Source organism: Thermodesulfobium sp. (assembly GCF_053498235.1).
Map to the genome: position 1 here is coordinate 1 of NZ_JBRCUV010000010.1, position 20,959 is coordinate 20,959.

Genomic DNA, 20,959 nt, shown 5'->3' on the forward strand with positions numbered 1-20,959 from the left:
ATAAAAGAATAACAATTTGTTTTTGAGAGAAAAATATTCGCTTTTTAAGTTTTCAATTCTGAGTTGCAATTTGTTAATATGAGATTGTAATTCTAAGATTTCTTTACTTATATCTTTATTAATTTTTTCTTTTTTATCTACCATAGTAATAATTATATATGAAGTTAAAAAATATATAATATATTAGTTGGAGGTTTGTATTTGAGTACATTAATAGCAGAATGGGAAAAACAGGACGCTGTAATACTTATTTATCCTCATGAAAAGACCGATTGGAATTACAATTTACTAAAGGTTCGCTTATTTTATCATAAATTAGTAGAGCAATTTGTTAAGTTTGGAAAGGTAATTTTAATAATTCCAGAAAACATGGATTTTCAAAATGAATTGGACTTAAATTATGACAACTTAATTTTTTTACAAGCTAAAACCAACGATACATGGATAAGAGATAATGGACCAATTTTCATTAAGAAAAATAATAATTACGTCTTTTTAAATTTCAAATTTAATGGTTGGGGTAATAGATTTAATTTTGAATTTGACAACGAATTGAACGACAAATTGTTTTTATCGGGAATATTTGGAAAAAATGTTGAAAAGAGAAACATAAATTTTGTACTAGAAGGCGGTAGTATTGATCACAATTCTGAAGGGGTTATCTTAACAACGCAAAGTTGCTTGCTAAATAAAAATAGAAATCCTCAATATTCAAAAGAAACTATTGAAAAATTATTTTCAAGTATTTTTGAACATAAAAAAATTTTGTGGCTTAAATATGGAAAGCTCATGGGCGATCATACTGATTCTCATATTGATATGTTAGCAAAGTTTGCGAACAAAGATGTTATAGTTTATTCAAAACATTTAAATCCCAATTATCCATATTACAATGAACTTAATTTAATGGAAAAAGAACTCAGTAATTTTAGAAACCATAACGGTAAACAATTTGATTTGATTCCTTTGTTCTTACCTGAAATTAGAGATAAAAAGGGGAATTTTTTACCTGCTACCTATACTAATTTCTTTATTTTTAATAACGCAGTTTTTGTTCCAATATATTGCTCAAAAGAAGATGAGCACGCTATAGACATTTTTGAGAAAATATTTTCTGATAAGTTAGTAATACCAATTGATTCTAGAATCTTGGTTACTCAAGGTGGGTCTTTACATTGTGCAACAAACAATATACCGCATGGCTTTTTAGGGCAATAATATATCTAAAATCAAGGCTTAAAGTTAAAACATCATTTTGTTGAAATAGTTTCATATTAGGAGGTATTGAAAGTTGAATATTAAAGTATGTCTGGTACAAAAAAATTGTAATTTTACGATTGATGAGAATATTTCACAATCTGAAAAAATTATTCTTGAAGCTGCAAAAAAAAATGTAGATATCATAGTTTTCTCGGAGTTGTTTTTGTGTAGATATTTTTGTATTTCTTATGAGCAGAAAAATTTCGATCTTGCTCTTGAAGATAACTCGAAAATTATAAAACACTTCAGCAATTTAGCCTTTTCAAACAACATTGCAATAGTTTTTCCTTACTTTGAAAAAAGAACTCAAGGCATATATCATAATAGTGTAATACTTTTCGATAAGGACGGAAGTATAGCCGGGAAATATAGGAAAATGCATATTCCAGATGATCCAGGATACTTTGAAAAATTTTATTTTACACCAGGAGACCTAGGTTTTGAACCAATAAATTGTAGTTTAGGTAAAATAGGGATTTTAATCTGCTGGGATCAGTGGTTTCCAGAAGCGGCTAGAATTATGGCACTTAAAGGAGCTCAAATGCTAATTTATCCAACAGCAATAGGATTTGATGGAAAAGATAGTAAATTAGAGCAGAACAAACAGTTAGACTCTTGGCTTACAATTCAAAGATCCCATGCAATTGCGAATTCTCTCCCTGTAATATCAGTCAATAGAGTTGGTTTAGAATCAGATAATAAACAAAAAATAAAATTTTGGGGAAATAGTTTTGTTTGTGGTCCTCAAGGAGAATTTATTGAGAAAGCAGGGTATACAGAACAGATATTATTCGTAGATGTCGATTTAAATCAAAGCGAAAAAATTAGAAGAACTTGGCCATTTTTTAGAGATAGAAGATATAAAGATTATGCTGAAATTAGTAGATGTTTTATAGATACATAAACTTGTTAAAGATTTTATTTATTTTAAAAATTAATACAATTAATAATTTCGAAAAATAAGAAAAACTTTCGCGAGCAAGATGCTCGCGTTACTATAGTTATTTTTGAGGAGTGTCGCAATATTTTATTCCCTTAACTTTTATCTTATAATCATAGCTCATATGGCAAAAACAATTTTAGAATTTGATGTAGTTATCTGCGGTTCAGGCCCATCTGGGGCTACAGCTGCATTTTTGTTGGCAAAGCACGGCTTGAAGGTAGCGCTAATTGATAAAGAGCAATTTCCTAGAGACAAACTTTGTGGAGGCTTACTCACAGAAAAGTCTTATAAACTAATTAAATCTACATTTGGAAATGATTTTTTTGAACCTGACTTAATAGAGTTTTCTTCAAATAAATTTGAAATCTTTTACGCTAAACAAAAAATTTTGTCGGCATTTTCAAAAAAGTTATTTATTTATGTTGACAGGAAAAAGTTTGATTTTGCTATTTTAAAAAGGGCTCTAGATAGTGGTGTTAATTTTTTTAGCAAAACAAAAGTAATTGACATAGACATTAAAAATTTGTTGGTCTTTACGAACAGCAATATTTTTAAGGGAAGATATATAATTGCTAGCGATGGGGTAAACAGTGTTATTAGAGGCTGTCTGATAAAGAAAGGCATTTTAGTTGATAAAGAATACAAAGACAACCTAACACTTGCTATGGAGATTTATAATTACGAATTTACTACTGATAGGGCATCTATCTATTTTGGATTTACAAAGTTCGGCTATGGATGGGTTTTTCCCAATAAAAAAAGAACTTTGGTAGGAATTGGTGCGCTGATAAGTAAGAATAAAGGGTTGATAAAAAAACAGTTTAAGAATTTTTTAAATTCAATAGGTCTTGATGCGCCAAAAATTTTTAATGCTCATCTAATTCCTACAGGTTGGATCTCAAATAGATTCGGTTTCGACAATATATTATTAGTTGGTGATGCTGCTGGATTCGTAGATCCTATAACGGGCGAGGGGATATACTACGCAGTTAAAACTGGTCAGATGTCAGCCGAGGCTATTTTGATGTCTGAGAAAAATAAACTTTTTGCTGAGGTTAACTATAACTCTTTGATTCAAAATATAGTTTCTAATTTAAAAAGAAGAAGGATATACAGGAATCTTATTTTTGGTACAAAGTTTAGACTTGTTATAAAATTTTTCCTCTTGATTATATTGTTCTTGTTTAAGGATAGACTGTTAAAGTTCATCCATGAATAAGTGTGATATGTAAAAAAATAAGAAATTTAACCAGGATTGTCAACCTTGTAAACACTCAAAAATATTATTACCATTAGAATGGCCGCAGTTAACACCACACTAACTGTAAAAGAACCAAAACCAAGGCCACCAAATTTTGTTGGTTTGTCTGCCCAATCGGCAAAAGAAGCTCCAAGGGGTCTGGTCATTATATATGCAATCCAGAATGAAGCTATTTCATTCAGATCGAACATAAAATACGCGATTATCGGAATAAAAAATATTACTGCAAAAAGCAAACCTGATTCAAAATATCCAAGATTAAGCGTGAAAGCAGTCATATCTCCGGCTGCTGTTCCAAGCGCAAACGTTATGACTATGGTTGCCCAGTAAAATGCCTCGCGCCGTGGCGTATATATGCTGTGTATAGAAAGAGTTTTCTCTTTGAAATTCCATACAGCTAAAGTTAGAATTAGTGCTATCAGAAAAAATAGAGTTGAAAAACTATATGGAACACCCAAAACTACATGTATTACATCAGCTATTTGGGTACCAAATATACTAACCATTATTACTGCAAACCAATAATAGTGTGCGAAATATCTATTGCTTTTCATTTGAAGCCATATTGAAGCTGCAAAAATTAGACCGCAAGTAATTACAGCCAAATATGGGTTTGTATGAAAAACCAAATAATCTGAGGTAGCTTCTCCCATAGCTGTAGAGATAAGTTTTGCAATCCAAAAATAGATAGTTATTTTCGGCACTTTTAGAAGATTGTTTTCATTAATATGTATATTTCTTATATTTTTACTCATATTTTGCTTTTGTAGAGCTTTAAAAACATTTTAGTGAAAAATAATACACCTTAAGAGTTAAAGTAGAATTAAAGGTCTTTTAAAAAATCATTATATTTTAAGTTGGCTATAAAATTTAATTTAATTACTTATTTTTGATATTTAGTTTATACTGAAGATATGATTGATTGCTGCTAGTTTCTATATAGATAATTTTAATTGTAAAACTTATAATTATACTTATAATAATTAGGAGGTTTTAGCTATGTACAATTTTGTATTTCAGAACACAACAAAAGTTTATTTTGGGGATAATCAGCTTTCTCATCTTGGAGAGGAAGTTAAACAATTTGGGACAAGAGTCCTCCTTACTTATGGAGGCGGTGCAATTAAAAAGATTGGTCTTTATGACAAGGTTATTGATGAGTTGAAAAAGGCTAATCTTACAGTTTTTGAGTTATCGGGCATAGAGCCTAACCCTCGACATACAACGGTTAATAAGGGTGCTGACATCTGTAAAAAGGAAAAAATTGATGTACTGCTTGCTGTCGGGGGAGGTTCTACAATAGACTGCACAAAGGTAATTGCAGCGGCAACATTTTATGATGGTGACAGTTGGGATCTTGTGACACATAAGGCGCCTGTTACAAAAGCTTTACCTGTTTGCACAGTTTTAACATTGTCTGCTACAGGATCTGAAATGGATTCAGGAGCAGTTATTAGTAACCTACAAACAAATGAAAAATACGGTCTTATGCATCCTCTTCTTCAGCCGAAGGTCTCCTTTCTTGATCCTACAAATACCTTTTCTGTAAGTCCATATCAGACTGCATGCGGAAGTGCAGACATTTTGTCTCATGTTTTCGATATATTTTATTTTAACAAATCAGAGAAAATGGATATGGTAGAACGCGTTATGGAAGATGTTATAAAGACTGTTATAAAATATACTCCAATTGCTATTCAGGAACCGACAAACTACCAAGCAAGGGCAAATTTAATGTGGGCATCCACTTGGGCTCTCAATGGGTTTCTTCAAACAGGCGGCGAATTTCATGCTCCCTGTCATGCAATGGAGCATGAACTCTCTGCCTTTTATGATATTACTCATGGTTTAGGCCTTGCTATAATTACGCCTCGTTGGATGGAGTATATTTTGGATGAATCGAACGTCTCGCAATTTAAAAAGTTTGGAGTTAATGTTTTTGGTATCGATCCTAAACTGCCCGATATGGATATTGCAAGAAAAGCAATATCTTTATTAAGTGACTTCTTTTTTAATAAATTAAACTTAAAAAGTACACTTCATGAAATTGGTATCGATGATAAGAATTTCAAGACTATGGCACACAAAGCTTGCAGGGGTAAAGTTTTGAACGGATTTAAGCCCTTGACTGAAGAAGATATTGAGAAGATATATAGGATGTGCTTGTAAAACTCACAAAGAGCCCCACTTCTAAAAATAATCTTAGAGGCGGGGCTTTATAATTTAATAGTTTAATACTACATTTGCTCCCAATATTTCTTTGATTGCCTTTCCTGCTTTTGTTAGCTCACAGCCTTCTACTATCATTTCTTTTGTAATATTTCTTTCTTCGCAACAAGGGATGCAGAGGAATATTTTTCCGCCGTTTGAAAGAAACGTTTCTACATGTTTTTTTATCGGATCATGTCCTGGTGCTTTTATGTGTTCGTAAACTCCCTTTGTTACTGTATATACTCCATCTGCCTGGAGGCAAACTATAACCTCAGCGTCCATTGCAAGTGCTGCATTAGCCATAACGTATGCAAGGGTTGCCTTTTCAGGGTTTTCTGGCCCAGTGGTTGACATAATTATTACTTTTTCTTTTTTTTCTTCGCTCATCTTATAGTGTCCTCCTTAAATTTAACTTCGAATTGTTTACAAAAATATTTATTTTAGAATTTAATAGTTTAATGTGGTTTTTGCTTCTAATATGGCTTTCATTGCTTTGCCAGACTTAGCCATTTCGCAACCTTCAAGGATTTGATCTTGGGATATGTCTCTTTCCTGACAGCAGGGGATACAAACATAGAATTTCCCCCCGTTTGAAAGAAACGTTTCTACGTGTTTTTTTATCGGATCATGTCCTGGTGCTTTTATGTGTTCGTAAACTCCCTTTGTTACTGTGTATACCCCATTTGATTGAAGAACCATTAGAACCTCAGCGTCCATTGCAAGTGCTGCATTAGCCATAACGTATGCAAGGGTTGCCTTTTCAGGGTTTTCTGGTCCACTTGATAAAGTGATGACTATCTTTTCGCTCATTTATTCCCTCCTCGTAATATTTTTTTTATAAATATGACTTAACTAAAATTTCAGAAAGATCCAGAAAATTATCCTTTAAAGGTGTACTTTCTTTTAGATTTAAAAGACAAATAGGGCACATTGTAACTACTGTATTTGAGCAGGACAATAAATCGTTTGCTCTTTTGGCTGCTATTTCTTTTGCCTTTTTTGGGAAAAGTGACTCGATTGGACCGCCGCAACAGTGAGTGAGCTTTCTTGAAAGTTCTGGTTCTACATAGTTTATTCCTGCATTATTTAGAAGGGTTCTCGGCTCTTCTATTACTTCTTCATATCTGGCGAGAACACATGAATCGTGAATAGCTACTGTCATATCTAATTTGTTTTGAGGTTTAATTTTTTTCTCGAATAACACTTCAATATAGTGTTTTACGTTGTAATCAAATTCTGGCAGGATTTTTTTATAAACATTTCTTAACATATGAGTGGTGTGAGGGTCAACAGTAATTATATTCTTTACATTATTGTTTTTAAGAATTTTGTTAAGCATTTTTGCCTGATTTATTAGTGGCTCTTCTATGCCGTTATCGTATAAAAGTGTACCAACATAAAGCTCATCTTCATACAGATATCCAGCATCTACACCTGCATATTTTAAAAGCTTATAAATATTTTTAAGACAACTATTTGCCCTTTCTTCTTCGTTTTTATCAGGTTTTACTGCATATTTTGACATTGAAGAGAGGTCAATAAACCTGTTAACAAATCTGCCCAAAGGTGCTAAGTTCATCAAGGACGATTCTTCAAGGTTTTCGTATAGAGTTGTTGCAGATTTTGTTATAGGCATCAGTTGATACATGTGACCCGTATAGATTATCGTTTCTGTGCCCTTCTTTATGTTTAAATCCCTTGCCCATGAGGTTAAGCTTTTTTTGGAAACGCTAAATACAGTTTTTCTCTTTTCAAAATTATCATTAAGAATTCCTAATACAGCTCCTACTTTGCTCATCTTCTTCACACTCCAAGCTTGCTCTTGGCAAGATAGTTTCTGATAAATCTTATGTTTTCTGTTATATTCACTTCATGAGGGCATTGCTCTTCGCACATTCTACATAAAAGACATGAAAATATTTGATCTGTGTTCTCAAGAATCTTTTCTTCGTCTCCTAAAAGGACATATCTAAAAAGTTTTCTGGGTAAAATGTCAAAACCCACTGGACAAAGTGCTGAGCAAGTTCCACAATTGAAACATACAGATGCGTTAAAATTCTCATTAATTTTAATTTTATCTATTAAACCAGAATTAACCTTTATCATATTATTTCTCCTTGAGAGCGTATTTATAGTAATCATCACGTCTCTTTTTTGGGAGCTCTTCCACAAGGTTGTACCTTCTCATTGCCATTAGGTGCATAGTGACTTCATAACTGGGTATATTTAATTCTTTTGAAATTTCTGGGATTGTTTTGGGCCCGCTTTTGAGTAAAGAGGCTATCTTTTCGTGAAAAAACATTTCACTTTTTATAACCTGTATAGGTGGCCTAATTGATTTTTTTAACATTATTTTGCCTCCAAAAGCATAGAGTTTATCATGGAATTTATCTGAGAATGGGTATAACCTAGAACCTCGAGGGCATCTTCAGGACAATCTGGAACGCAGCCACCGCACCCCTTGCAAATAGCTGGGTTTACATTTGCTGCTAATTTATCATTCTTAGTTATGAAGGATATCGCTTCGTATGGACATGAGCCTTCACAAAGCTTGCAGCCAGTGCACCTTTCTTCAATTACATGCGCAACAGTTGGCTCTATATCTACATACCCCTTAATAAGAAGAGATGCCGTCTTTGATGCAGCAGCCATTGAGCTTGCTACGCTTTCTGCGATATTTTTTGGTCCTTGTGATGTCCCTGCTATAAATATTCCGTCTATTACAGTTTCTACTGGTCTAAGTTTTGGATGTATCTCGTTATAAAATTTATCTTTGCCAATAGGAGTTTTTAGGATATCGTTTAGTTCTAGATTCTCATTTGCTACCATGCCATTTACTAGTACCAGTAAGTCACATGGAATTAGAATTTCTTCCTTTGCTATTAATTTATCCTTTAATAAGATTTTAATTCTTTCGCCTTTAAGGCTTATGTCTGGAGGGCTTTCTTCATCATATTTAAAATAAAGAGCTCCTCGTCTAAGATTTTCCTCATAGTATTCTTCATACTTACCGTAGGTTCTTATATCTCTATAAATGTGATACTGCTTCAATTTGGGGTCAATATCGAAGGCTAAGAGGGATGCAAAATTTACAGCGCTGCAACAGTACCTTGAACAATATTTGTTACCGTTTTCTTTAGTAGTTTCTCTAGATCCAACGCAGTAAATATAAGCTATTTCTCTAATCTTTTGTCCATTGAAAATTAGCTCGTCTTTTTTTAAACTATCTGATAATAATTTCTTAAAGTCGACTAATGTTATTACGTTTGGATGTCCGTAACCAAATTCATCCTTTTGTGGAGTATACGGCCTAAAACCTGTTGTAAGAATTATTGAACCAACGTTTAGGGTTAACCTCTCCTCTTTTGACACTATCTCGCATTCAAAATTGCCAACACTTCCTTGTTTCTTTGTTAATCTTGCATTTGTGTAGATCTTTATGTTATCTCTCTTTTTAATTTCATTTGCGAGCTCATCTATTAATTCATATCCGTTTTTCTTATCAGGAAAGACCAGCCCTATATCGTTTAGATTTCCTCCTATTTTTGATTCCTTTTCTATTACATGAGCAAAAATTCCCATTTCAGAGAGCGCTAAAGCACATCTTAATCCAGATATACCACCACCAATTATTAGAGCCTGATTTACAGTATTTACCCTTAAGGGTGTCAAGGGAATCGAATTTCTAGTCTTTGCTATACCTGCTCTGACCAAATCAATTGCTTTTTCAGTAGCAGCTTCTTTATTGTGAGTGTGAGCCCATGAGCATTGCTCTCTGATATTTACCTGAGTATACTGATAGGGATTTAGCCCAGCCCTCTGTGCCATATTTTGAAAAGTTTTTAAGTGAAGCTTTGGAGAGCATGAAGCTATTACGATTCCATCAAGGTTTTTTTCTTTTATGGCTTCTATCATTTCTGTTTGAGCGCTATCAGAGCACGTAAACATATTAGTTTTTGCATATGCAACGCCCTCATCGTTTGCTACTGCATCTTTTACTCTTTCTACGTCTACATAATCTGATATGTTGCCGCCACAATAACATATAAAAACTCCAATTCTATTGCTCATAGCCCCCTCCTCATTTTAGTAATATATCCAGCTGCTTGAGCTGCAGCAGCTCCTGCGTGTATGACAGAATCGGGGATATCCTTTATAGAGGCAGATGTTCCTGCTACAAATATTCCATCTATTGATGTTTTGGCAGGTTCTACGTTTTCGTCTATTTCTTTAACGAACATGTGCTCGTCAGACTCAAGCTTTAGTTCTTTGAATGGGTCAAAGGCAGATGAATTTGAGAGCAATCCAACTGACAGTATTACCAAATCATGATTTGCAACCTTTACATGGCCGTCTTCCTCGATATCCTCATAAAATAGATTAAGGTTGTTTTCTTCGTCTTCTTCTATTCGTGCTACCTTTCCCTTTACGAACCTTATCCCCATTTCTTTCGCCTGGTTATAAAACTCTTCATATCCTTTTCCGAAGGCTCTTATATCGATGTAATAAATTGTTAAATCTGCTGTAGGTAAAGCACCCATTATAAGTTGTGCCTGTTTCAAAGAGTACATGCAACAAACTCTTGAACATATATTGTTGTTTATTTTTCTGTCACGAGAGCCCACGCACAAGATCATAGCAATGTTTGATGGTACCTTGCCGTCTGACGGTCTTATTACAGCGTTGTATGGCCTGGTTGGAGCAAGTATTCTATCCATTTGCATGGCATCTATGACATTTGGAAATCTACCAAAACCAAATATTTCCTTTTTGCTTGCGTTAAACAATTTGAATCCTGTAGAAACAATTACAGTATCTACTTTTACTTCATATCTTACGTCTCTAATTGAAAAGTCTATTGCGTTAGCAGGACAAATGTTCACGCACTGGTGGCATTCGCTGCATCCGCCACAGTCTAGGCAACCTGTAGCATATCTTTTTACATCTTCTTCAGGTATTGTTTGCTCTATTTCTTCAAAATTAAGCTCTTTAGTTCTTAAATGAGGCAAAAACTTCATGTGCTTTGGAAAGTTCGAATTATAGCGTTCCTTTATTTCATTTGGCTTTACAGCAGGTAGTCTGTCATCAAATTTCGCTGAATTTAAATCTATGTTCTTCAAGAATAGATCTGCATAAAAGGCAGCCTTTTTGGCAGTTGAAATAGCCTTTAGAATGTTTGAATGTCCATGAACGACATCTCCACAAGCGAATACCCAGGGTATTTGGGTCTGTTGAAATTCGTTTGCCTCCAATGAAGGTGACTCTAATTCTGATCTATCTAAAAATGACAAGTTAGGTTTTGGATCTGCTGAATAGACTATAATATCTACACTCTCTAATTTGTCGAGTTGTGAGTTAAGAACTAGTTTTGCTCCCTCATTTATGGCGTCATCAATTTCTTTCTTTGATGCACTCATGTCAATTCTATCTTTTTCAAAATGAATAGAAACATTTGCCTTGTATCTAAGAGCTACCCTGGCACAGTGCATTGCAATATTGTTCCCACCAATTACTACGACATTTTTGAACTCTAAATTCTTGTGAAGATCGCTGTTTTCTAAAAATTTTATTGCATCTATGACGTTCTTTTGCTTTAAGGATTCAGGATAATCACTTTCCTCATACCTAGTACCTGTTGACAATAAAACTACATCAAATCCGTCATCTTTTAATTCTTTCAGAGAGGATACCTTGGTGTTAAGTTTTACTTCAACATTCTGATATGATGTTATCTCTTCAATATCTCTTTCTAAAAGGCTTTTGGGAAGTAGATAATCCGGTATTAATCGAAGTTTACCTCCCAATTTATTTGAGGATTCAAAAATAGTAATCCTGTAGCCCCTTTTTGCAAGATAATATGCTGCGCTAAGGCCTGATGGGCCAGAGCCAACAATTGCAACCCTTTTATCTGATAGATTTTTCGGTTCTACCTTTTGGGGTGTAGGAAAGTTTTCAAAGTGTTTGTCAGCAATATACCTTTTGATATTTCTAATAGGGATAGATCCTTCTAATTGATTTCTGGTACATCTTTTTTCGCACGGAGCAGAGCAAATCCTGCTAAGAGTTCCAACCAAAGGAGAGTCTTCAAGATGTAATTGATATGCTTCTTCGAATTTTCCAGATCTTGATAGTGAAACTAACCCGTGAGCTTTTACGCCAACAGGACAGACAAAGGTGCATGGAGATGTGCCAAATCTTTCTATTACAGCTTTCTTTGGCACTGCTTGAGGAAATGCGATGTATGCTGCCCTTCTTGGTACCAGGTCACAATTGAACTGATCTAGTAGAGGGACAGTGCAAGCTAGTTCACACTGTCCACAACCTGTACACTTTGATGGGTCTACAAAAGAAGCTCTTTTAAGCACTTTGGCGACAAACGAATTGTTTTCTCTTTTTATCTCTTCAACTTCGCTGTAATTTAATATCGTAATATTTTTGTGAGCTGCTGTAGCAGCCATTTTAGGAGTAGATATACAACTGGAACAGTCGAGAGTAGGGAATACTTTGCTAAGCAATATCATCTTGCCGCCTATGCTAGACTCCTTTTCTACAAGAAGAACTTTGAACCCCATATCGGCAAGCAAGATGGATGATTCCATTCCCGCAATTCCCCCACCAATAACTAAAGCGTCAAATTTTTTATAGTCACTCACCGTTAACTCCTTGTAATCATTAATTAATTTAACTCACTTAGTGCTTTATGAAACTTTTTGATATGCAAGACAAAGGATTCAGCACAAACTGAGCATATTGCAGCCATCTTTACTCTTCTGGGATCGAGGTTATTGGCTGTAAGGAGTTCTTGAGATTTTTCAACTATTTTTGCGGTTCTATCGGTGCAATCTGTTAAATATGGACAATCTGTACCATCTGCAGCTATAAATACACCGTCAAAACCGCTTTTTATGGCATTTAAAATCCATTTTGGACTTATACCGCTAGAACATGGTACTGATATCACTTTAACGGATTCCGGATAATCCATGTGTGAGGCACCAGCAAGGTCAATACCCGGATCTGAGATATTATTTGTAGAAAAAACTAAGATCTTTGGGTTATTAGACACCTTATTTTCCTCTTTTCACATAAAGTTTCCAATATCCGGCCTCTTCAACAGTGCCCAGAAATTCGTGTCCAACCTTTTCTGCCCATAACGGTAAATCCTCATTTGTGCCTTCATCGGAGGATAGAACTTCCATAATTCCACCAATAGGGATAGATACTATTTCTCTTTTAGCTGCAAGTAATGGCCCTGGACAGGCGCTTCCTCTTGCATCTACTGTTTTGTCTACTTTCAAATTTTTTAAATCTAAACTCATTTCAAACCTCCTGAAATTTAATTTATTTTTTTACTTTAAAACAGAGAAAATTGCTTTCTAAACTCATCTCTTTTGCAAAATTGCCGTGCTTTTTCATAATTTCGTAAAGAATTTGTCTGATTAGGTTACAAGCATCTCCAAGCCTTTTGTCTGAAAGCGAATAATAAATTGTTTTGCCTTCTTTTCTTGTACTAACTAAGTTGTGTGATCTGAGTAAGGCTAAGTGTTGACTTACTGTAGAAGGTCTTGCATCGATTGTTTTTGAAATTTCCGTTACGCTTGCCTCCCCTTCAGTAAGCATTGCTATAATCATTAGCCTTTTTGGATTAGAAAGGCTTTTGCAAAGCTCTGCATGCGCTTCGAATAGCTGAAGTAGGTTGACTTTTTTCACCTCTTTCATAGTTTTATATATTCGAAAATTCGAAATTAAGTATATACTTTTCTCTTAATTTTGTCAACATCTTTAATTAGAATTTTGATATGTCGTGTTACTTTAAAATAGGAATTGGCGCGCATTATTGACAATAAAATAAATGTTTTTATGACAATAAAGTTTGACATATTCGGTTAAAAAAAATATACTTTAAGATTGTTTTCGTTTGTTTTAATTTAAATCTAATGAAAATGATCTAGCTTTTAAAAAGCTTTTAAATGGGACTAAGGGTTAAGGGCTATAACTAGGGAGGTCAAAAAGAGAGAAAGATTTCTAAGGTAAAAGAAAGCTCTGAGTGGCGTGCCCGACAGGATTCGAACCTGTGACCTTTGGATTCGTAGTCCAACGCTCTATCCAACTGAGCTACGGGCACAACGTATTTGATTATATCATAAATTTTTAACTGTACTAAATTTTTTGAAGTGTGAGGTGGTATTATTGGGTAATCTTTTTAAAAAATTCAGGTTTTGCACCGTTAGACATTTTTTATCGCGTTACAAAAAAGAAATTTGTTACTTTTTCCCCGTTGTTCCTCTAATTGTTGGGGGGTTAATCATTACAAACTGCGCGAGCACAAATCAAGAGAATATTAAGATTGCAAGTCCTGTAGTTCAGGGAACTGCTGTTCAAGCGAGTAGCAAAGTAGCTTCAGATGAGCAGAAATTTTATATTCAGGAATACAGCGTTCAGCCAGGTGACACGCTTGAAGGCATCGCTAAAAAATTTAACGTTAACTATCAAACTATAAAGCTCCTTAACGATATTAGGGATGATAGCTATCTTAAAATTGGTCAAAAATTGAAAATTCCTAACATGAACGGAGTTGTGTATACCGTTCAGCCAGGTGACACTTTAAGTGAGATTTGCGACATTTATGGTGTAAGTGAAGAAAGAATTTTGAAATCCAATAATATACCGAATCCTCAAGAACTTCAAATAGGACAGGATATATTTATACCTGGACTTGATGTGGTATCTGAGGTAGAAAACAAGTGGACATCGAGTGACAACAGCAACAAATACGAACGTGTAGCCCTTGCTTATAGAGGTAGGGGATTTCCTGGAGATTTTATATGGCCTGTAAATGGTCCAATAACATCTGGTTTTGGATGGAGGATTCATCCTATTTTTGGCACTCCAGAATTTCACACTGGAATCGACATAGGAGTTCCTTATGGTACTCCAGTTAGAGCTGCAGATAGAGGTATAGTAACTTATGCTGGTTGGGAACATGGTTATGGTGAAATTGTAACGATTGACCATGGTGATGGTATTAGCACCTCATATTCTCATAATAGTTCTATAGTTGTATCTGTAGGTCAAAGAGTAAGTCAAGGTCAAGTAATTGCTTATGCTGGAAGTACTGGTTGGTCTACCGGTCCGCACGTGCTTTTCGAAGTTAAAGTAGATGGAAGGTATGTAAATCCTTTAAACTATTTGCCCAGGTAATAATTCAAAAAAAATTTTATAATATTTATTATCTAAAACATAGTTTATAATGATTAAATTACTGTTTGGAGGTATGTACCTTTGAGATATGATGTGATTATTTTAGGAGCTGGACCAGCTGGTTTGTCGGCTGCAGTTTACGCGTCAAGGGCTAATCTTTCGACTCTCGTGCTGGGATTGCCAGATGGTTCAAGGGCGTCTTGGGCTCACAAGATTGAAAACTATTTGGGCTTTCCAGAGGGCATTTCGGGAAAAGAATTTAAGGAAAGATCAGTTGCCCAGGCAAAAAAATTTGGGGCGTCTATTGTGGAAGAAGAGGTAATTGCGGCTAATTTTTCCGAGAATGGTGGTTTTTACGTTGAAACTAACAGGGAAAATCACTTTGAAGGGGATTTCTTAGTCTTGGCTATGGGATTAAGCGTAAAGCCTTCTGGCATAAAAAATGAGGTTGAGTATATTGGCAAAGGTGTTTCATATTGCAGTACCTGTGATGGGTTTTTTTATAAAGACAGACCTGTCGTAGTAATAGGGAACAAGGATCTGGCTGCCAAAGAGGCGTTAGACCTTGTGCCATTTGCTTCAAAAATAACAGTAGTTTCTCATGATAAAAAATTTGACATGTCTGAGAATTTTATAAATAAACTAAAACTAAACAACGTCAACTTAGTCACAGGTAAAGTTCTAGAGGTAGTTGGCGATAATGAAAAGGTTAGTGGCATTTTGCTGGATAATAACGAGATTATAGCTTCTGATGGCGTTTTCTTTGCTTTAGGAAATATGGGTTCTATCGATATAGCAAGGTTTTTAGGTCTTGAAATAGATGAAAAGACAAAGGCGGTTATAGTTGACAGATCAATGAAAACTAATATTCCAGGAATATATGCAGCAGGAGATTGTACAGGAGAGCCATATCAAGTTTCAACTGCTGTAGGAGAGGGTGCTATCGCTGCTCTTGGGATTATCCACGAAATACGTAACAGAAAGGATAGGAAATGATTAAAATGAACAATATTAAGAAAGTTCTTTTGTTTTTAGTATTTTGGAGTTTGTTGTTTGCCAATGCATATGCGGCCTTTGCTCCTGATGGGAATTTAGTTGGAAATAACATACCTGTCAGAGAAGGGCCAGGTACAAATTTTAAGATTATCAAAATAATAAATCAGACCACCCCAATTCAATCGATTGCTAAACAGGGAGACTGGTATAAAGTAAAGTTTCAGGACAACTCAGAGGGATGGGTTATAGGTTATTTTGTAGCGCTTAACAAGGAAGCACCTGGTTCTATAATTACCTTTGATAAGTTGAAGGATATTAAGGCTCTTGGTGTTCAAAATGGGAATGACGTTTGGGCAGCAACGAGTTTTGGAATTTTTTTAATCCAATCTGCATCAAACGTTATACCTTATAATGATGGCTATCCATTAGGATACCAAGTTGAAAAGTTTTATTTTGATAAGGACAACGTTTATGCCCTTTTTCAAAATGGAGAAAATAAAAGGAAACTTATGTATCTGAAGAATAAAAAGTGGGTTGATCTGGATTCAAAATTTGATTACAATACCGTTTTTTATCAAGGCGATTCTTATTTTTGGCTTGGTGGTAAAAATGGTATCGAACTTTGGGATCTTAAAGTACCCAAGCTAGTAGCCTCTTTCCCTGAGAAGGATTATCATGCTTTTAGTTCAGTTCTAAGTATTTATATGGACTCTAATGACCTATGGGTTGGAACTGAAACAGGTTTGTACAAGATGGATCTTAAAACGAATAAGATTACCCCTTATTCTGGAAAAGATCATATAATAATGGGCGCTTTTACTCTGATCTTGGGCGATAAAGACAAGATTTATGCTGTTTCAAGAGAAACGAATATGTTAGGATTGAATATATCGTGCGCGCTAAATATTTATGATAAGAAATCCCATAAGTGGATCAATTATCTTCCAGCTGATTACCCACCAGGGATAACGTCTTATCCGTGGATAGAACAGGGAATTGTAACCGATGATGGCGCATGGTTTAGTATATTTCAGGATCAATCCTCTTTCATAACAGGTTATGGAGTAGTGCATTATATTAGAAAAGATAATAAATTTAAAGACTATTATGTCCCAAAGATTTACTCGGACTCTATAGTGGGTTTTGTATATCAAAATGGCAAGGTATTCATGATGACTCCAAAGGGAGTTTTAATATACAACGAATCGACAGGTGATTTTAGTAAACTTACAAAGGCAGATGGTTTACTAGATAACGATATTAAAGCGCTTGCAGTATATGACAACACGCTTTGGATTGGTGGACCTTCTGGAATTACCAGGTATAACTTGGAAAAGTAAACGTTATGCTACTGATTCTAAATGTTTTCTTGTATAAAGGGATTAGGAGCCTTTCATGAAAATTAGATTAGATTTTATAAAATTTTGCGTTTCAGGCTATGTGGACAACGTGAGCGTTCACCCTGTTGTTATTGAGAAATTAGAGTGTTTTCTTTCAGAATTGGTTAGTAAAAAGGAAATTTTGGACTATAACGTTTTGACGCTTTCGAATAAAGTATCGATAATACTGTTGTCTGACGCCGAGAGGTTTAAAGAGAAAGGCGATGTTGATAGTATAGTTTACGGTGCAATAGAAAATCTAGAGAAATGTGAGTGCAGCTTTGCCTTTGAGAAAGACACTCTTAAACAGTTTAGAAATTTCTCTTTTACAGAGAGAAAGAATGAATCTATATTGATATTTTTTGCTACCAATATTGATGTTAAACTTCATAATATGAGGATTTTAAATTTGTTATTTGATCCTTTTTCAAAGGTTAAAGATTTTTTGTCGAACAGCGATCTTGTGTTTACTATTAATTTAAGATTTGGAGCCCAGGCAAAATCTTACAATCAATTTGAAGAACTCTTTGAGTTGGCAGAAGAAATAAAAAGAACAGGTTCAGACTTTTATGTTGAATCTGTCTTATATCAAAATTCACAACCTTTAATGGCATCGTTAGAAGATTCTAGTGTATCAGTATGGAGAGTTTCTAAGCCATATTATCCCTTGAATTTCATTTTGGATATTTTATCTAGAGATATCTTACCTGTTACTTTTTACGATACGTCAAATGTATTCGATTTTCCAAAATCATTGGCTATAGGCTTTAGCGTTCAAAATGGCAAACTCTATGGCCCTCTCGATCTGTTTGACAACTCTTTTTACGATTATTTAAGGACTAAGTTTTATGAAAGAAACTATGAAAATTACAAATATAGGAGGTAATTATAATGCCTTTTTACGAGTATAAATGTGGTGAGTGCAATAATGTTTTTACTCTTTTAAGAAGCGTTGACAAAAAGGATGAGGTAGTAAACTGCCCAAAATGCAATTCCATGAATGTTAAGAGGGTCATCTCAAGACCAATGGTTTCAAGGGTTAAGTCTTCTGATAAAGCGGATAGTTCAATTGAAATTAGTTCTTCTCCATCAAGCTCTTCTTGTGCCAACTGCTCAGGAGGAGATTGTAGCTCTTGTGGTTTTTAAATAGAAATTTTATTTTAATTCTAGCGGTTTTTGCTATAGCTTTTTTAATAATTTTTTATGCTAACAATCTTGAGATTTCCAATAAGAGACAATATTTTGACTTAGAAAAGCAAAAGTTAACCCCAAAGGATGTTATAAGCTTTAACTATGATGGCTTAAAAGTTGATTGCGGAGGTGGGGGGTTAGGGAAATTAAATTTTGGCGATCTTTTTTCTCTTGGAAAGACGAATGTTATTTTGAACAATAACGTTCACATCTATAATAAAAGTTTTAATATCTATACTAGAGAATTAGAATATAACCCATTTGAAAAAAGGGGACAGACAAATGGCGAAGTTCTTGTGGAAGGCAAGGATTTCTTCTTTTCTGGGAGAGATGCAAAGCTTGAAAAAACTACTACAGGATTTATCCTTGATTTACAGGATATAGATGGGGTTGCTCTAGGTAGCCCTATTAGTGCTAGCAAAATTTCTTATAACATAAATACAAAACAGCTATCAGCTGAGAACTCTGTAGTTCACATTTGGAAGATACCAATTATGTGGTTGCCTAACGTATCTATAGAACTCAATTAACGTTTTTGTTAATCCATATTCTTCCGGTTGCTGTGCCGATTACGATGTCTATTTCTTTGTTAATCTTTTTAGCAATAAGAGAAACTTTCCCGCCGCCTTCTTTTGGAACTCCGTGAACGCTAAAACTACATCTGTTGGATGTTCCGCAATAAGCCTTTTTTAGTGTTATATTGTTTGGTAGCACGTATTTTGAAGATGTTTTGCCGTCATCGGACAACACATAATATGCATTTTGTCCAATATCAAAAAGTAGTGAGTATGTTTGACCATTAAACGCTGAATTTCTTATGATTCTAAGATTTTGAGCAATTAAATTCGCTTGATTTTCTAACTGCCAATTTAGAGTAATGTCTTCTAAATAATTAGGAGCTATGTTAAATAATAAGATTAGAACAACAAATATAGAAACTAAAACTTCAAAAAATGTTATGCCATTATTATTCTTTGTGCTTTTTAATCTGTTCTTCAATCCTTTTTGCTAATTCAATAGCCTTTTGTTTGTAATTTTCTTTATTTTCCCAGCAATTGATTGGATTAAGGATTTCTGGATTAATTCCATCTAAGTATTCGGGTATAGTTAGATTAAAGTAACTATCTTTTATGAAATGTGAATTTTCAATTGTGCCTTCAATGATATGTTTTACTATTTTTCTTGTGGTCTTAATGTCTATTCTTTTTCCGATACCAAATGGTCCTGAAATCCAACCCGTATTTAAGAGATATATTCTTACATTATGTTGTCTTATTTTCTTTTCCAACAATGAGGCATACTCTATTGGCTTTCTAGGCATGAAGGGAGCTCCAAAACATGGTGAAAACGTTGCTTGAGGCTCGATTATTCCTCTTTCTGTCCCAGCCAATTTGCTTGTATATCCGCAAAGAAAGAAATTTTTGGCTTCTTCTGGACTTAGCTTTGCAACAGGTGGCATTACGCCAAAGGCATCGGCAGTAAGGAATATAATACATTTTGGATGTGGTCCATAGAGCTTGTCATTGGCTATGCTGACTGCTTTCATAGGGTATGCGGCTCTTGTATTCTCTGTAATAGACGAGTCTGTATAGTCTGGAATTCTGTCTTTATTAAGGATAACGTTTTCTAGCAAACTACCAAATTTAATTGAATTATAAATTACAGGCTCATTTTCAGGGGATAGGTTGATACACTTTGCATAACAACCCCCTTCAAAATTGAAAATACCATTATCCGACCATCCGTGTTCATCGTCACCAATCAATCTTCTTTCAACATCGTTGGAAAGCGTGGTTTTTCCAGTGCCTGAAAGTCCAAAGAAAAGCGCAACGTCATTGTTTTTTCCAATATTCGCGCTGCAGTGCATAGGTAGGACTTCTAGTTCTGGCAAAAAATAATTCATACTGGTAAAGATTGCCTTTTTTATTTCCCCGCAATACATACTACCAGAAATAATTATTGTTTTCTCTTTAAAATTGAGAATTATTGCAGCATCAGAATTAGTCTTGTCTGTTTTTGGATCAACAGCAAAGCCTGGTAATACGTACACTATATATGTTTTATCTGTTTTGTTCTCATTGTTAATAAATAAAAATTTTGAAAAGAGGGCTGAAAATGCGTACTCGCAAAATACGTGAACGTTAAACTGATAATCTGGGTCTGATCCTATGCAACCACTAAATTCCAAAATGTCTTTATTTTGCATATATGCCAAAGCTTTTGATTTAATTATTTTATAGTTTTCTTCTGGTAAAGGTAGGTTTACCTTTCCCCAATCTACGGTGTCCTTTGTTACGTCATCGTAAACTATAAACCTGTCATTTGGTGACCTACCGGTAAACTTTCCTGTTTTTACACAAAGAGAACCATCACTTGTTAAAACCCCCTCACCGTTCTTGATGGCTATTTCGATTAGTTCTGGAACGCTAAGATTCTTCTTAATACTTCTTACGTTTTTTGGAATAAAGTCAAAAGTCGCTTTCAATTTGTCACCCCTTGTATTCTAAATAACCGATT

The 20,959-nt window shown here is 34.5% G+C and carries 23 protein-coding genes and 1 tRNA gene; 10 read left to right on the forward strand and 14 right to left on the reverse strand.

The window, feature by feature from the left end; genetic code table 11:
• Positions 1-201 precede the first annotated feature (201 nt).
• The 3 genes from ACWIUX_RS00705 (at position 202) to ACWIUX_RS00715 (ending at position 3,422) form a co-directional block, all read left to right on the forward strand.
• Entirely contained in the window at positions 202-1,218 is a 1,017-nt protein-coding gene (locus ACWIUX_RS00705; RefSeq protein ID WP_448588800.1) for an agmatine deiminase family protein, read from the forward strand.
• 79 nt (positions 1,219-1,297) lie between these two features.
• Positions 1,298-2,164 (forward strand): carbon-nitrogen hydrolase, encoded by an 867-nt coding sequence (locus ACWIUX_RS00710; protein ID WP_448588847.1) that lies wholly within the window; start codon positions 1,298-1,300, stop codon positions 2,162-2,164.
• A 160-nt stretch (positions 2,165-2,324) separates the two neighbouring features.
• Positions 2,325-3,422: a geranylgeranyl reductase family protein gene (locus ACWIUX_RS00715; RefSeq protein ID WP_448588801.1), complete on the forward strand. Its 1,098-nt coding sequence runs from the start codon at positions 2,325-2,327 to the stop codon at positions 3,420-3,422.
• 26 nt (positions 3,423-3,448) lie between these two features.
• On the opposite strand, the gene ACWIUX_RS00720 is transcribed toward ACWIUX_RS00715, so the two are convergent.
• Complete coding sequence (locus ACWIUX_RS00720; RefSeq protein WP_448588802.1) at positions 3,449-4,219, reverse strand: COG4705 family protein; 771 nt, start codon at positions 4,217-4,219, stop codon at positions 3,449-3,451.
• Positions 4,220-4,463: 244 nt separating this feature from the next.
• On the opposite strand from ACWIUX_RS00720, the gene ACWIUX_RS00725 reads away from it, so the two are divergent.
• On the forward strand, positions 4,464-5,633 hold the full coding sequence (locus tag ACWIUX_RS00725) for an iron-containing alcohol dehydrogenase (protein WP_448588803.1): 1,170 nt from the start codon (positions 4,464-4,466) through the stop codon (positions 5,631-5,633).
• Between the two features lie 54 nt (positions 5,634-5,687).
• On the opposite strand, the gene ACWIUX_RS00730 is transcribed toward ACWIUX_RS00725, so the two are convergent.
• The 11 genes from ACWIUX_RS00730 to ACWIUX_RS00780 all read right to left on the reverse strand — a co-directional run bounded on the left by ACWIUX_RS00730 (position 5,688) and on the right by ACWIUX_RS00780 (position 13,800).
• Positions 5,688-6,062, reverse strand: coding sequence for a DsrE family protein (locus ACWIUX_RS00730; RefSeq protein ID WP_448588804.1), 375 nt, complete (start codon positions 6,060-6,062; stop codon positions 5,688-5,690).
• Positions 6,063-6,122: 60 nt separating this feature from the next.
• Positions 6,123-6,485 carry a DsrE family protein gene (locus ACWIUX_RS00735; RefSeq protein WP_448588805.1) on the reverse strand — a complete coding sequence of 121 codons (363 nt, stop codon included), beginning with the start codon at positions 6,483-6,485 and terminating at the stop codon, positions 6,123-6,125.
• Between the two features lie 25 nt (positions 6,486-6,510).
• Positions 6,511-7,473: a (Fe-S)-binding protein gene (locus ACWIUX_RS00740; protein ID WP_448588806.1), complete on the reverse strand. Its 963-nt coding sequence runs from the start codon at positions 7,471-7,473 to the stop codon at positions 6,511-6,513.
• A 5-nt stretch (positions 7,474-7,478) separates the two neighbouring features.
• On the reverse strand, positions 7,479-7,781 hold the full coding sequence (locus ACWIUX_RS00745; protein ID WP_448588807.1) for a 4Fe-4S dicluster domain-containing protein: 303 nt from the start codon (positions 7,779-7,781) through the stop codon (positions 7,479-7,481).
• Position 7,782: 1 nt separating this feature from the next.
• Positions 7,783-8,025: a winged helix-turn-helix domain-containing protein gene (locus tag ACWIUX_RS00750; protein ID WP_448588808.1), complete on the reverse strand. Its 243-nt coding sequence runs from the start codon at positions 8,023-8,025 to the stop codon at positions 7,783-7,785.
• Positions 8,025-9,746, reverse strand: coding sequence for a CoB--CoM heterodisulfide reductase iron-sulfur subunit A family protein (locus ACWIUX_RS00755; protein ID WP_448588809.1), 1,722 nt, complete (start codon positions 9,744-9,746; stop codon positions 8,025-8,027). The genes ACWIUX_RS00750 and ACWIUX_RS00755 overlap by 1 nt, the downstream gene beginning before the upstream one ends.
• Positions 9,743-12,328, reverse strand: coding sequence for an FAD-dependent oxidoreductase (locus ACWIUX_RS00760; protein WP_448588810.1), 2,586 nt, complete (start codon positions 12,326-12,328; stop codon positions 9,743-9,745). The genes ACWIUX_RS00755 and ACWIUX_RS00760 overlap by 4 nt, the downstream gene beginning before the upstream one ends.
• 23 nt (positions 12,329-12,351) lie before the next feature.
• On the reverse strand, positions 12,352-12,741 hold the full coding sequence (locus tag ACWIUX_RS00765; protein ID WP_448588811.1) for a hydrogenase iron-sulfur subunit: 390 nt from the start codon (positions 12,739-12,741) through the stop codon (positions 12,352-12,354).
• A 1-nt stretch (position 12,742) separates the two neighbouring features.
• Positions 12,743-12,994 (reverse strand): sulfurtransferase TusA family protein, encoded by a 252-nt coding sequence (locus ACWIUX_RS00770; RefSeq protein WP_108308647.1) that lies wholly within the window; start codon positions 12,992-12,994, stop codon positions 12,743-12,745.
• Between the two features lie 22 nt (positions 12,995-13,016).
• Complete coding sequence (locus ACWIUX_RS00775) at positions 13,017-13,394, reverse strand: ArsR/SmtB family transcription factor (protein WP_448588812.1); 378 nt, start codon at positions 13,392-13,394, stop codon at positions 13,017-13,019.
• Between the two features lie 329 nt (positions 13,395-13,723).
• Positions 13,724-13,800 (reverse strand) — tRNA-Arg (locus ACWIUX_RS00780).
• A gap of 65 nt (positions 13,801-13,865) precedes the next feature.
• On the opposite strand from ACWIUX_RS00780, the gene ACWIUX_RS00785 reads away from it, so the two are divergent.
• From ACWIUX_RS00785 to ACWIUX_RS00810, 6 genes are all read left to right on the forward strand, one after another.
• Positions 13,866-14,876, forward strand: coding sequence for a peptidoglycan DD-metalloendopeptidase family protein (locus ACWIUX_RS00785; protein ID WP_448588813.1), 1,011 nt, complete (start codon positions 13,866-13,868; stop codon positions 14,874-14,876).
• A gap of 81 nt (positions 14,877-14,957) precedes the next feature.
• Complete coding sequence (locus ACWIUX_RS00790) at positions 14,958-15,872, forward strand: NAD(P)/FAD-dependent oxidoreductase (protein ID WP_448588814.1); 915 nt, start codon at positions 14,958-14,960, stop codon at positions 15,870-15,872.
• A gap of 5 nt (positions 15,873-15,877) precedes the next feature.
• Positions 15,878-17,212 carry an SH3 domain-containing protein gene (locus tag ACWIUX_RS00795; RefSeq protein WP_448588815.1) on the forward strand — a complete coding sequence of 445 codons (1,335 nt, stop codon included), beginning with the start codon at positions 15,878-15,880 and terminating at the stop codon, positions 17,210-17,212.
• A gap of 55 nt (positions 17,213-17,267) precedes the next feature.
• The gene (locus tag ACWIUX_RS00800; protein ID WP_448588816.1) at positions 17,268-18,137 is read left to right on the forward strand and encodes a fructose 1,6-bisphosphatase; all 870 of its coding nucleotides are present in this window, start codon (positions 17,268-17,270) and stop codon (positions 18,135-18,137) included.
• Positions 18,138-18,142: 5 nt separating this feature from the next.
• A complete protein-coding gene (locus ACWIUX_RS00805; RefSeq protein ID WP_448588817.1) occupies positions 18,143-18,397 on the forward strand; it encodes an FmdB family zinc ribbon protein in 255 nt (84 codons plus the stop codon).
• Positions 18,385-18,972 (forward strand): hypothetical protein, encoded by a 588-nt coding sequence (locus tag ACWIUX_RS00810; RefSeq protein ID WP_448588818.1) that lies wholly within the window; start codon positions 18,385-18,387, stop codon positions 18,970-18,972. Before ACWIUX_RS00805 ends, ACWIUX_RS00810 begins: the two co-directional genes overlap by 13 nt.
• Here the strand turns inward: ACWIUX_RS00810 and ACWIUX_RS00815 are convergent.
• Positions 18,965-19,441, reverse strand: a complete 477-nt coding sequence (locus ACWIUX_RS00815; protein WP_448588819.1) for a pilus assembly FimT family protein — start codon at positions 19,439-19,441, stop codon at positions 18,965-18,967. The genes ACWIUX_RS00810 and ACWIUX_RS00815 overlap by 8 nt on opposite strands.
• The gene (pckA, locus tag ACWIUX_RS00820) at positions 19,410-20,927 is read right to left on the reverse strand and encodes a phosphoenolpyruvate carboxykinase (ATP) (protein WP_448588820.1); all 1,518 of its coding nucleotides are present in this window, start codon (positions 20,925-20,927) and stop codon (positions 19,410-19,412) included. The genes ACWIUX_RS00815 and pckA overlap by 32 nt, the downstream gene beginning before the upstream one ends.
• Positions 20,928-20,959: the final 32 nt, after the last annotated feature.